The organism is Gemmatimonadota bacterium, from assembly GCA_026387915.1.
In the GTDB taxonomy this organism is placed as follows: Bacteria; Gemmatimonadota; Gemmatimonadetes; order Gemmatimonadales; family Gemmatimonadaceae; genus Fen-1231.
Genome location: JAPLKS010000018.1, coordinates 157,299 through 170,281, shown reverse-complemented (window position 1 = coordinate 170,281; position 12,983 = coordinate 157,299). Strand labels below are relative to the sequence as shown.

Annotated in this window: 11 protein-coding genes; all 11 read right to left on the bottom strand. The window is 62.1% G+C overall.

Annotated features, from left to right (window positions below):
- Positions 1-8: 8 nt before the first annotated feature.
- The 11 genes from NTZ43_12720 to bcrC all read right to left on the bottom strand — a co-directional run bounded on the left by NTZ43_12720 (position 9) and on the right by bcrC (position 12,837).
- The gene (locus NTZ43_12720) at positions 9-788 is read right to left on the bottom strand and encodes an enoyl-CoA hydratase/isomerase family protein (protein MCX5768074.1); all 780 of its coding nucleotides are present in this window, start codon (positions 786-788) and stop codon (positions 9-11) included.
- 10 nt (positions 789-798) lie between these two features.
- Positions 799-1,554: a 3-oxoacyl-ACP reductase FabG gene (gene fabG / locus NTZ43_12715; protein MCX5768073.1), complete on the bottom strand. Its 756-nt coding sequence runs from the start codon at positions 1,552-1,554 to the stop codon at positions 799-801.
- 2 nt (positions 1,555-1,556) lie between these two features.
- A complete protein-coding gene (locus NTZ43_12710; GenBank protein ID MCX5768072.1) occupies positions 1,557-2,516 on the bottom strand; it encodes an enoyl-CoA hydratase/isomerase family protein in 960 nt (319 codons plus the stop codon).
- 29 nt (positions 2,517-2,545) lie between these two features.
- Positions 2,546-3,775: a thiolase family protein gene (locus NTZ43_12705; protein MCX5768071.1), complete on the bottom strand. Its 1,230-nt coding sequence runs from the start codon at positions 3,773-3,775 to the stop codon at positions 2,546-2,548.
- A 46-nt stretch (positions 3,776-3,821) separates the two neighbouring features.
- Positions 3,822-4,475 (bottom strand): TetR/AcrR family transcriptional regulator, encoded by a 654-nt coding sequence (locus NTZ43_12700; protein MCX5768070.1) that lies wholly within the window; start codon positions 4,473-4,475, stop codon positions 3,822-3,824.
- Complete coding sequence (locus NTZ43_12695; protein MCX5768069.1) at positions 4,472-7,318, bottom strand: molybdopterin-dependent oxidoreductase; 2,847 nt, start codon at positions 7,316-7,318, stop codon at positions 4,472-4,474. The genes NTZ43_12700 and NTZ43_12695 overlap by 4 nt, the downstream gene beginning before the upstream one ends.
- Positions 7,315-8,190: a xanthine dehydrogenase family protein subunit M gene (locus tag NTZ43_12690; GenBank protein MCX5768068.1), complete on the bottom strand. Its 876-nt coding sequence runs from the start codon at positions 8,188-8,190 to the stop codon at positions 7,315-7,317. Before NTZ43_12690 ends, NTZ43_12695 begins: the two co-directional genes overlap by 4 nt.
- A 63-nt stretch (positions 8,191-8,253) precedes the next feature.
- Positions 8,254-9,111, bottom strand: coding sequence for a benzoyl-CoA reductase subunit D (gene bcrD, locus NTZ43_12685; protein MCX5768067.1), 858 nt, complete (start codon positions 9,109-9,111; stop codon positions 8,254-8,256).
- Entirely contained in the window at positions 9,111-10,379 is a 1,269-nt protein-coding gene (locus NTZ43_12680) for an acyl-CoA dehydratase activase (GenBank protein ID MCX5768066.1), read from the bottom strand. The genes bcrD and NTZ43_12680 overlap by 1 nt, the downstream gene beginning before the upstream one ends.
- Complete coding sequence (gene bcrB / locus NTZ43_12675; protein MCX5768065.1) at positions 10,376-11,650, bottom strand: benzoyl-CoA reductase subunit B; 1,275 nt, start codon at positions 11,648-11,650, stop codon at positions 10,376-10,378. The genes NTZ43_12680 and bcrB overlap by 4 nt, the downstream gene beginning before the upstream one ends.
- Positions 11,650-12,837, bottom strand: a complete 1,188-nt coding sequence (gene bcrC, locus NTZ43_12670) for a benzoyl-CoA reductase subunit C (GenBank protein ID MCX5768064.1) — start codon at positions 12,835-12,837, stop codon at positions 11,650-11,652. The genes bcrB and bcrC overlap by 1 nt, the downstream gene beginning before the upstream one ends.
- Positions 12,838-12,983 lie beyond the last annotated feature (146 nt).

Below are 12,983 nucleotides of genomic sequence, written 5' to 3'. Positions count from 1 at the left end.
CACGCGACTTACCGGTTCTTCCATGCGGGCCGCCGCTTCTCGAAGAACGACGCGATCCCCTCGCGCACGTCTTCGGTGGCCATCAACTCGTTCAGAAACACGCGCTCCGCCTCGAGGCGGGCTTCTTCGAACGGACGTCCGTTTAACGACTTCGCAAGCCGCACGTTCATTCGCAGCACCAACGGACTCGCGCGCCGCAGGTCGCCGAGCACCTGCGCCAGCGCCTCTGCCAGCCCGCCATCAGCCACCACGCGCGACACCAAGCCCATCGTATGCATCTCTGCTGCGGAATACGTGCGGCCAGTAGACGTCACCTCAATGGCCCTCGCCACTCCAATGCGCGCCGGAAGCCAGGCCACACCCACCGGCGCAAAGAAACCGAGCCGAATCTCCGGCTGCCCAAAGGTCGAACGCTCCGTCGCCAAGAGCACATCCGCCATCATCACTAGTTCAAAACCGGCACCCAGTGCCGCTCCGTCGACGGCCATCACCATCGGCAACTCGAGCGCGCCGAACGCCGCAAACAAGCGACTGAACCCAGCAATCATCCCCGGCGCTTCCTCCGGCCGGTGATCACCAACATCCGCGCCCGCCGAAAACGCGCGAGCTGCCGACTCCAGCACCACGGCCTTCAGCGATCGGTCGGCTTGCGCGCGCTCTACCGCCTCAGCGAGTTCATGCATCGTCGCCGATCGCAGCACATTCACGGGCGGTACGTCAAGCGTGAGGAACGCGACGTCGTCGCGCACCTCGTACCGCACCGCCTGTGGAGCCACTGTTTCGGTCATTGCCTTCCCCTTAGGTGTACTGGCCGCCATCAACTTTGATGACCTCGCCCGTGATGTAGCGCGCGCGGTCGGACAGCAGGAACGCCACGACCGCTGCCACCTCGTCGGGTTCACCGAGCCGACCAAGCGCCGACTCCGCAGAGGCGCGCTCAATGACGGCGGGTGGCACGATGTCAGTCATTTCGGTGCGAATAAAGCCAGGCGCCACGCAGTTCACGTTCACGCCACTGGGCCCAAGTTCGCGCGCCAACGTCTTGGTGAGGCCAATCACACCGGCCTTCGACGCGGCGTAGTTCGATTGTCCAAACTTTCCACGCATGCCGTTGATCGAGGCGATCGTGACAATGCGTCCGCCCTTCTGTGCGCGAAAGAGCGGCGCCGCAGCTCGGCAATATGCAAAGCACCCTTTCAGGTTCACGTCGAGCACGGCGTCCCATGCGGCTTCGGTCATTTTCCACGACACGCCGTCACGCGTAATGCCGGCGTTACACACAATCCCGTCGAGCTTTCCAAGCGCTACGACGGCCGCCGCGACCGCCGCTTCGGCGGCCGCGAAATCCGACACATCCGCTTTCAACGCCACGGCCTTGCGACCCATCGCGCGCAACTCCGCCGCGACCCGCTCGGCGTCGTCAAACGCACCCAGATCCACTAGCGCCACATCGCTTCCCTGCTGCGCTAGTTCCCGAGCGATGGCCGCACCAATGCCGCGGCCGCCTCCGGTCACGAGGGTCGCCTGCCCCGCGAGATCGCGTTTCATCGCCATGGTCATCCCAACTTGGCGCCGCAGCCGCCACAGAAGGTGAACTGCTTGGGGATGCCCTTGGCGCCACAACCACCACAGGTCTGGCTGTACGGCCCCCAGAGGAATTCGCTGCTCGCATTTTCGTCAGCGGCTTTTTGGCGGAGACCCATAAAGTCGATTTTCCGCTTCTCCACAAACGCCTGCATCCCTTCGTACGGCTCAAGCGTCGTGAAGTGCGTGGAGAGCCAGTCGCGCGCATGACCGACGGTCGCGTGCCACGAAGCTTCCTTCCAGTAGTTCACCTGCTGCTTGGTGTAACGGGTGCACTCCGGGAATTTCTCGAGGAGCTGTTTCACCAGCGAGTTCACTTCTTCGTCGAGCTGGGCGCGCGGCACCACGCGATTCACCAACCCCCACTCCAAGGCTTTCGCGGCCAGAATGCGAGGATTGAGGAAGAGCATTTCGCGCGCGCGCCGGTCGCCAACGTGAATCGACAGCCACTGCGTGGCGCCGCCACACGCGACGCTCCCGACGCTCGTGCCAACCTGGCCGAGGTAGGTATCATCGGCCATCACCGCAAGGTCGCAGGCGAGCTGTGTTTCGTTGCCGCCGCCCACCGCGATGCCATTGAGGCGCGCGATGGTAACCTTGCCACTGCGCAGAATGCTTTCGATGTACTTGGCAAACAGTCCCATGTACTTGAAGTAGTCGTGCGGGCTCTGCGTGTAGGTACCCGCATACTCCTTCACATCGCCACCGGTGCAGAACGCCTTGTCGCCCGCGCCCGTCAGCACAATCACACCTACGTTGTCGTCATTCGACGCGTCGTCGATGGCCGTGATCAGTTCTTGCAAGGTGGACGTCGTGTAGCAGTTGAAGGACTCGGGGCGATTGATCGTAATACGCCCCACCCAGTCCTTCTTCTCATACAGGATGTCTTTAAATCCGAAGCTGGAAGCCTCTTTGGAGGCGAAATAATTCATGGCTGGTGCCCTCTCGTCATTCCATGTGTTCAGCGCATGCTGACTTTCAATACCACCGCGGCGGCGCTGTCGCCTGCGGCACAGCCAGTGAACAGTCCATACCCACCGCCGGCAATCGCGAGATCTTCGATGAGCTCGATAACCGAGCGAAGCCCCGTGGGTCCCTGCGGGTGCCCCCACACGAGCGAACAGCCATGTCGGTTCATCCGCTCGGGGTCGAGCTTGAGTTCGCGCGAGAGATACACATCGTTGACCGCGAACGGATTGTGCGACGTCACGCTGCCGAGTTGGGCAGCCGTGATGCCCGCCCGTTCAAGTGCCTGCGCTGCTGCCGGTACGACGGCCATTGGCATGAACCCCTTCTTCACGCGCGCTTGGCCAACCGAGAGGAGCTGCACATCCACCAATCCAGCCGGTGCGATCGCACGGGCGCGATCGCGGCCAGCGGTGAGCACCATACCGGCATTGCCGTCGGCGGGATGCGTTTGCGTTCCGAAGGTCACCGATCCGCCTTCGATCACAGGGCGCAATCCAGCAAGGCCCTGCGCGGAGGTGCCATGGACGCCTTCATCGCCGGTCACCGTCGCGACGACCTTCTTGCCACGGGCATCTTTTACTTCGAGCGGCCACGGCATGTAGCGCTTGAGGAATGCACTGTCATCAGCGGTAGCGGTGGCATACTGCGCATAGCGCAGGAGCGTGATCTCCTCCTGCTGCTCGCGCGTAATGCCAGCTTCCTTGGCGACGTTCTCCGCGGTCTGCAACATCGAGTTCTTGGCCCACGGATCGTGGCCAAAGCTGTCGAGGACGAGATTCTCAGCGTCGCCCGTCCCGCCAGGACCAGCGGGGTTTGGATAGAAAACGTGCGGCCCATTGCTCGTGCGGTCGGCCGCGGCGGCAAGGTACACCGTTGCGCCACCGGTGCTCAGCTCTTGTGCAGCCGTCGCAAGGCAGCGCACCGACGTGGCGCACGCCTGACTGATCGTGGGGCCCGTCGTGTGCCCGAGACCAGCTAATCCAGCGAACCACGGCGTGCCATAGAACGAGAACTTGCTCGCCACGGTAATGCCGAGGCAGAGGCCGTCAATCGTTGCGGCCTCGATATCCCGCTGCGCGAGCGCCCGCGCGGTGACTTCTGCGGCGAACGGAATCGGCGGGAGCGTTGCCAAACTTCCCTGCCACGAGCAGAATGGCGTCGACCAATATGCGCCATATGGAATGAACACATCGTTGAACTGCACGGTCGTTCCCCTCGTCATCGAGAATCCTACCCGCGCCAGTATGAAGCCGGCGCGCCATCCACCATTACCTGCCTCCCTTCGTGCGCTTCAATCCATGCAGGACTAGATCGCGCATCTCGTCGCCGATCTGCGAGACCGTTCCATGCCGGGAGGGCTCGTACCACATGAAAATCCAGTTGAGCATGCCGAAGATGAACAGCGTCGCGTGACGACTTTGACGCATTTCTTTCGCGGACGCATTGCGCGCGTGCATCACATCAGTGACTACGGACGTCATCAATCGATAGTATTTCCGGCGAATCGCTTCGACGGTGCGGTAATCGTCAACTGAAAGCGACTCGAGTTCAAAGGTGCAGGCCTTGAGTTCATTCGTGTGTTGCGCATAGAACTCGAGGTGTCCCGTCAGCAACCGCGCAAACCGCTCATCGGGCGTCCCAGGGAGGGCGGCGATGACCTGCTGCGCCTCGAGCAGCGCCGAAAACGTCCGGTGTTGCAATTGATACAGCAGGTCTTCTTTGCTCGAGAAGTAGTGGTACAGCCCCGCCAGACTCGCGTCGATCGCCTTCGCGAGGTCACGCATGGTCGTGGCTTCGAATCCTTTCTTCGCGATCAGCGCGGCTGCCTTCATCAGCAGTTCGTCGAGCTTGCGTTGCGTTTTTTCCCGAGCCAGACGTGGCCCGGGAGCTTTCGCGGTACGCGCGCGCTTGATGGCCGTCATCCACGCGCTCCGGTCGCTACGGCGGCCGCGCCACCATTGGCCTTGATGCCGCGCAGAATCTTCTCTGGGGTGATGGGTAGTTCCGTGACCCGCACGCCGCACGCGTTGTAAATGGCGTTGGCAATCGCGCCGAACACGGGAAGCATAGAGCCTTCACCGATTTCCTTCGCGCCGAACGGGCCACGCGGCTCAAAACTCTCCACGGCCGCCGTATGAATCTCCGGCGTCTCGGCGATCGTCGGAATCAGATAGTCGTGCAGATTGGCGTTGGCAAATTTGCCGCCAGGGCCAACGATCGTGTCCTCGAGCAACGTCTCACCCAGTCCCATGATGATCGCGCCCTCAACCTGACCGTGCAGCGTCACCGGATTGATCACGGTTCCAGCATCGCTGTAGTCCGTAAAGCGGTCAACGGTCACATACCCTGTTTCCAAATCCACGGTCACTTCCGCCACCGCGGTCGAGAAGCTGTAGGCCGGCGACGTGCCCACCGTGCCGCCCTTGAACTCGCCACCGAGATGTTTGGGCGGCGAATATGAACCAGTACCGACAACTGGGCCTTTCTTGGAGAATGCCGCGCGCGCGGCATCGGCCCAGGACATTCCGACGGACGGATGTTGCGGCACAAAGATGCGGCCATCGCGCACGGTCAGCGCTGTGGGGTCGCAACCCAACTCTCGGGCCGCCACTTCGCGGAGCTGCGCCGACACATTCGCGGCCGCCATCTTCACGGCATTGCCGCCCATGAGTGTCACGCGACTCGAATAGGAGCCAAGATCGAGCGGGCTGACCGTGGTGTCGCAATCGGCCATCCACACCCACTCGTACGGTACACCAAGCTCCTCAGCGGCAATCTGCACCAGCACCGTGTCCGAGCCTTGGCCAATCTCCGCTGCCGCAATGTGCAACGTGACGCCGGTGCCATCCTCGTGTACGCGGATCATGGCATTCGAGTGCGGGAAGTCCGATCGGTAAATCGGATATCCAGCGCCCGACACAAAGCCGCCGCAGCCGACGCCAATCCCCTTGCCCGGCGGAAGCTTGCCGCGCTTCTCGGCCCACCCCGAGGTCTCGCGCGCACGATTGAGCGTGGCAATAAACTCACACGACGAAATGTCGAGCGCGTTGCCAGTACGCGTGTTCGGCTCCATGGCATTCTTGAGCCGAATATCAAACGGATCGATGCCCAGTTCTTCGGCCATCATGTCGAGCAATGATTCAAAGGCAAAGCGCGGCTGTGGCACCCCGTGCCCACGGAACGCGCCGGAGGCCGGAAGGTTTGTGTACACGCGCGTGCCTTCATACTTGTAGTTCGGAATCTTGTAGAGCGTCGGCAGCATCGATCCGGCGTAGTACGCCGTGATCACGCCGTATGACGTATACGCGCCACCATCCAGCACCACCGTATGCTCAGCGGCCGTAATCGTGCCGTCTTTCTTGAGGCCGATTTTGAGATCGATGTACTGCTTATGACGGCCGCGGAAGTGCGTGTACATCTCTTCCCGCGTGTATTCCATCGCGACGGGACGTCCCGTCATCTTGGAGAGGATCGCGGCGCAGAAATCGAGCGGCGTCGCTTCTGCCTTGGCACCGAATCCGCCTCCTACTGCTGGGCGAATCACACGGATGTTTCCCATGGGAACGCCGAGCACGCGCGAGAGCGAGCGGTGCAGATAGTGCGGCGTTTGTGTGGAGGACCAGAGGGTCAGACGATCGCCGTGATGCTCCCAGCGCGCCAGCGCCGCATGCGGCTCCATCGGCGACTGGTACGTACGATTGCCAATAAATCGCTCTTCCCGTACGAGGTCCGCCTCGGCGAATCCCTTATGCACGTCGCCAAAGTGCCAGTCCACGCGCGTATTGATGTTGCCGGCGTAGCGCGGCTTCTCAGGATGGATCACTGGCGCACCGGGCGCCATCGCCGCCACCGGATCGAACACCGCGGGCAGTTCTTCGTACTCCACTTCAATCAGCTTCAACGCCGCTTCAGCGGTCGCGTCGTCCAACGCGGCCACCGCAGCTACTTCATCGCCAACGTAGCGCACGCGCTCCTTGGCGAGAATCTGTTCATCTTCGCGGGCGGGGCTCACGCCGTAGAAGGCGTCTGGCACATCGGCGCCGGTGATCACCGCCAGCACGCCCGGCAAGGCGCGTGCTTTGGTCACGTCAATGCGCTTGATGATGCCGTGTGCCACCGTGCTGCCCAAAATCTTGCCGACAATTGTGTCGGGGAGGTTGAGGTCTGCCGTGTACTTCGCACGCCCGGTGACTTTATCCGGTCCGTCGTAGCGCGTGACGCCGTGACTCACCGTGTCGTGATCGCGCACCTGGTCGCGTTCGGCGTGCACGTGCGGTTTGGAGTTGAAGGGCACGCCCTCGAACTCTTTCCACCCAGACACCGCTTTGATCATGCGCGGGTATGTTGCGCAGCGGCACAAGTTGCCCGAGAGCGCCTCTTTGATCTCGCCCTCAGTCGGCGTCGGATTTCTGTCGATGAGCGCCTTCGATGCCATCACCGCGCCGCTCGTGCAATAGCCGCACTGAATCGCCCCGTGCTTGACGAACGCATGCTGCAGGGGGTGCAACTCACCGTCGTGCGACAGTCCTTCGATGGTCGTAATGCGCTTTCCCTGCGCCGCGACGGCCAGCATAAGGCACGAGTTTACCGGATCGCCGTCCACCTGTACGGTGCACGCGCCACAGTCGCCCGTGCCGCATCCCTTTTTGGTGCCGGTCAGAGCAAGGTGTTGCCGCAACGCGGCGAGCAGCGTGGTGTTCGGTTTGAGGGCGAGGGTACGATCCTCACCATTGATGTTCAAACGAACGAGGACTTCGGTGCTCATGAGCGACCCTCCGCGCGTTCTACCGCCTGCTCAAATGCGCGCTGAGCCAGAACGCTCACCAGTTCACGTCGGAAGTCCGCTGAGCCGCGAACATCGGTAATTGGCAACGCCTCAACGGCGCACTGTGCCGCCGCCTTCGCAAAGAGCTCCGGCGACGGACGTTCGCCCTCAAGCATCGCCGCAGCAGAGCTGATCTTCAGTGGTACTGGGGAGACCGCACCGAGCACGATGCGTGCGCCCTGCATGCGTCCCTTGGCCACCGTAATCCGAGCGGCGACGGCCGCCACCGCGAGCGACGCGCCTTTGCGGCGCGAGAATCGCTGATAACTCGTCCCAGACCCAGCGGGCTGCGCGGGTAGCAGAATCGCGACGAGCACCTCGCCTGAGGTGAGCACCGTGCTCCGCGGCCCGAGAAAGAACTCCTCGGCCGGCATCTCACGCGTGCCATTCACACCAATCAGGCGGACCCGAGCGCCGGAGGCGATCGCCGCGGGCGGCGTGTCCGCGCACGGCACCGCACGACAAAAGTTACCGCCGATCGTAGCTAGGCTTCGAATTTGTGCGCTGCCAATCGCTCGCGCCGCGTCGGCCAGCGCGACACTACGGGCGCGCACGAGCGGCGAGGACGCGACCGCTGACACGGTCGTGAGACCGCCAATACACAGCCCCCCGCCGTCTTCGGCAATCCCTCGCAACTCGGGCAAATGATCGAGCGCAATCAGCTGACGCGCCGTCTCCCGTTCACGCTGAAAGTCGGGAATGAGTTCGGTGCCGCCCGCAATAAATGCGGCGTCGGCGCCGAGGCTCGAGGCAAGCGCGCACGCGTCGCTCAAGCTCCCCGGCCGCAGATAGGTGAAATCCGGCATCGCCATTCGAAAGCACTCAGCGGTGAGAGTGGAGGACGTGTCTACGCGGGCGACCGAGGCCGCCTCGCATCACGCCACCTTCGACGCGGCGGTCCACGCCACGTCCTGCTGCGACATCTTCCGATACCGGAACGCACCCCACAGCGCCGCGCCGATGGAGCCAGCGAAAATCGCGTCGTCGTGCGTCACAACCTCGAGTTTTCCGAGCTCGGCTTCCTTCTTGGCCAACGAATCGCGCAACGCCGTAAGCAACCCCGTGTCCGAGGCGAGTCCACCACTCACAAACACCGCCCCCGCAAACTCCAGCGACCGCAGCAATCGCACAAAGCGCTCGGCCATACTCTCGTGCACGCCACGCAGGATGTCGCTGGTCGTAATGCCACGCGACACCATATTGATCACGTCGGTTTCAGCGAGCACGGCGCAGATCGAGCTCACCTTCTCCGGCTTGGTGGCAATAATCGACAGCTGCCCGATTTCGTCGTGCGACACGCCAAGGTAGCGCGCGATGTTCTCGAGGAACTGCCCGGAACCCGACGCGCACTGGCTGGTCATCTTGTAGTCCTTCACGCGACCGTGACCGTCCATGGCCACCGCACGCGTGTGGAGTGCACCCACATCGAGTACCGCGCCAATGCCTGGCGTCAGAAACAGCGCGCCACGCGCGTGCGTGGTCATGCCGTAAAAATGCCCAGTGGCATACGGCACTTCGCCACCCTCGCCCGTGGTGCCGATGTAGTGGATCTCGTCTACGCCGGCCATCTCGACCGCGGCATCAAAGGTTTCGTCGACGACTTTCGCAATCTCACGCCGGCGAATGCGCGTCGACACTTGCGCGAGTAGCTGCTCGGAGCCCTCGCCGTCCGTGCGCATCACGGTCACCTTCACGGCGCCGCTCCCAACGTCGATTCCCGCTGTGGTGATCATTAGGCCACCATCCGGTTGGCAAAGAGCGCCGCACCCAGCGCGCCCGTGTAAATACTCTCCGCTGAGATATTCAGCGTACGCTCGCCATAGTTTTCCTGAATCAACTCGCGAATCGCGCGCACCGCGGCGGGATTCTTGGCCACGCCGCCGGTGAAGGTGAACTCATCGTCCACGCCACCCGAGCGCGCCAATAGACTCATCGCGCGAATCACGATCGCGCGGTGCAACCCAGCCAGAATGTCTTCGCGCTTCTCACCAAGCGACAGCCGCTCGCGCAGTTCCGCGCCCGCAAACACGGTGCAGGTGGAATTGATCTTTACGCTACGCTTGGAGAGTTCCGCCAACGGCCCAAGCTCGTGCAGGCCGAGGTTCATTTCGTCCGCGATGTAGCCGAGGTAGCGTCCGCAGCCCGCCGCGCACCGGTCGTTCATCTGAAAGCCCGTGACGATTCCGGCGGCGTCCACCTGAATCGCTTTCGTATCCTGACCGCCGATATCGAGCACCGTGCGCGTATTCGGGAACATCGCGTGTGCCCCGAGTCCGTGACACAGAATCTCGGACCGGATCTGTTCTTTAGGAAACGGGAGCCGCGCGCGGCCGTAGCCGGTGCCAACCGTCGCAGCCGGACTCAGGTCATAGGCCACCGCAAACTCCACGGCGTGGGCCAAGCGCGGGTTGCTCACGCGATTCAGCGCATCGCCGATGTGATCGCGGAAGTCGAGATCCATCGGCTCGTTCTCCACGCGAATGATGCATTTGTCATACACGCCAATGAGGCGATCGAAACTCACGCCCGTGGGGTCGCCAATCTGCTCAGCAATGCGCATAAATGCCGAGCCGACCGCGTCACGGAAGAAGTCCGAACGAAGTTCGGCGGGACGCTTGAAGCGTTCTTCTTCTTCCACCGTAATGCGGCGGCAGATTTCTTCAATCGCGTCACGGAATGGCGCCTTGAGTTCCTGCGGCGCTGACTTGTCGATTTCCTCGAGCAGCAACTGCTCCAACCGTCGCAGCTGATGCAGCAGTTGCTCCATCACAAAGGCACGCCGCAGATCGCTCACGGCCTGCACCGTCTCTGTGGACTCCACATGCTGCTCAATCAGCCCAAAGCGCGCATTGATAAACGCTTCGGTCTTGGCGACCGCCGCTGCGAGGTCGTAGTTCGAACGCGAGTTCGTGATGCCTCGACCGAGCACATCGCCGTTTTCATCCAAAATCACGGCCTTCGTGGTGGTCGAGCCTAGGTCAATCCCGACGACGCAACTCATACGCCCTTCCCCGCGCGGCGCGCGTCAATCATCTGGAAATAGCTCTCGAGTCGATTCTTGATGTTCGCGGCCGAGAAATAGCGCGGGTCCACCAAATCCGATTCAATAAACGCGCCGGGGATCCCCGTGCGCTTCTCCACCTCACGCAGAATCATCAACTGTCCTGCCGAGAACGAGTTGCACGACTTCACCGAGTTAATCAGGAAGCCGTCGGCCTTATACTCTTTGATGTAGTTGCAGATCATATCAATGCGCGACGGCAAGTTGAGATTGGTGTAGCAGCCGCTGCAGTAATCCGCGAGCGTGCCGAGCGGATCATTGGGGTTGTGGCGGAAGCCAAAGTCGTAGGTGCCGCCGACCTTGGTATACGTCGAGGCAACCACGACCGCCTTCTCGTCCGCAAACATCTTCCAAAAATCTCGGAAGTGCGTCCAGTTGGGCGGCCCCTCTACCACGAGGCGATACTTCTCCCCTTCAAGCGGCCCCTCTGGCGTGATCGGCCCAAGGCCAAGCATCGCGCGCTCCTCCACTTCCTCGCGCAGCGCCTTGTAGTAGTCCACTCCTTCCTGCGTCCCACGAAACGCACTGAAGATCGGCCCGACGTAGTACACGGTGCCGAAGTATCCATCAATCGGACTCGGCACCTGCTTGCCAGCCTGCAGCACCGCCACAAGATCGTCCTCGGCCTGCGCCGAGAGCTGCAAGTGATGGCGCAGTTTTTCTTCGTCATACTTGTTGCCGGTCGCCTTCTCGAGCGCCGGAATCACTGTCTCGCGCAACTGGCGCAGCATATACTCGCGGTGCTCGGGCTCGAGCTTGCCGTCGCCCTGATACGGCACGTGGAACATCACCGTCGGGCAGTCATACTCCTCACGCAGCAACTCAAACCACTTCATGAAGGTGTAGCAGCCGGTGTACGAGAGGAGAAGCAGATCGGGCTTCGGGAGCTTGGTGCCACCGGGTCCGATATTCCCCGAGCGCATCATGCCGATGTCGCACTTCACATAGGTGCACACATCCTCGGAGTGCCCGCCGCGCTCAGCCTCAGCGATGTAATCGCCAGACTGCTTGCGCATTCCCGACTGCAGCGCATTGATCTCGGGAAGCACGGGGAGCGCTCCGAACGAGCGAATGAGCTCGGTCAGGTTCCCAGGCACAAAGGTGTACACGACCGGAGTCTTCGTCTCAGGCGCTTTCGCCAACAACTCAAAATGGTTGGCGATCATTTCCTTCTGCAGCACCATCGAGCGGTCCTTGAGTACTTCAGCCATTAGGCGGCCCCCCAGAGCTTAATCGAGTCGGCGAAGGTGCCGGCCTGTTCGCGGAACTGCTGGAACTGCCCCGTGTTCTCCGCGTACTTGAACGCGATACACGGGATCCCTGCTTTTTCCGCACCATCACGCAGCATTGGTTGATCGAGCAGCGCGGGGTCGCAGAAACTCGGCGTCGCAAAAATGATTCCGTCTGCCTTGGCATCGGCCACACGGTTCTTCATCAGATTGCGCTTGCCGAGTGGATTGATTTCGTAGAGCACCGATGACGCCATGTCGTTGCGAATGAAGGCGTCGGCCAGCGCGCGTACCGGCTCACCGTCATCCCGCACGGTGGTCGTCAAAAAGCGATTGCCGAGCAGAAAGTCGTCGTCCACGATGTAGCAACCGGCGCGCTCAATGCTTTTGATGAGCCCCAGCGGCGGCTGCTCGCAGAACGCGCCCACCACGACGACGCGGCTGTTGTCGCGCTGACGCTTGGGATCGGCGGCCACAGCGGCGATGTACTGCTTGGCGTGCGCAATGAACGTCTCGGGCGCTACGCTCTCGCCAGCGCGGAGCAGAAGATAGAGCTCTTCGGTCGGCACATCCCAGGGGCGATCCCGCCGCAGGGCATACAATTCACGAATGACCGCGCGGGCTTCGTTGTACACGGCGATCGAGCGCTGCAAGTCCACATCGGTCGGACGATGCCCCGATACCTCGGCGAGCCCGTCGATCATGTGGTGCAGCTCGCCGGCCCAGAACTCAGCGGACGCACCTGGATCCGGCACCTGCGGCACGTCGATGTACCGCACGTAGGTATCGGGATACAGGAGCTTCCACATCCCCGACAAGTTGCGAATGACGTCGCACGTCGAGGGAAAGAGTACCGCCGAGAGCATGTCCAGCCGCCCGGACTGTGCGAGCTCGATCACCGAACGCGGCAAATGGCAGATATAGGACTGATAGAAGGCGTCGCCGCGAATGATCTCAATGCGGTCGCCGCCGCCGTGGATCCCCACCGGCAAGAACCCCGTCGCATGGAGCACCTCGCGCGGCGCGTAGACGGGGAGATAGCCGCCCGCCTTGCGACCCGGATTGTCCTCGAGCCACTGTCGAACGACCGTAAAGTCGAGGTCTTCAAAAATGTCGCGCGCCCAATCTACGATTGCAGTGCGCGTCACCAACTCGTCGTGCTTGGCCATGGCAACTTCCAGCGTGCGATGGTGAGGTGCGGCCCAACCGGCGGCCCGTACCCGCTCAAGCGGGTGTTCCGGCGTCTGTTCCTATTTCGAACGGACGTTCGATAGAATATACTTCATCATTGTACCACGACCGTCAATAGGGGTTA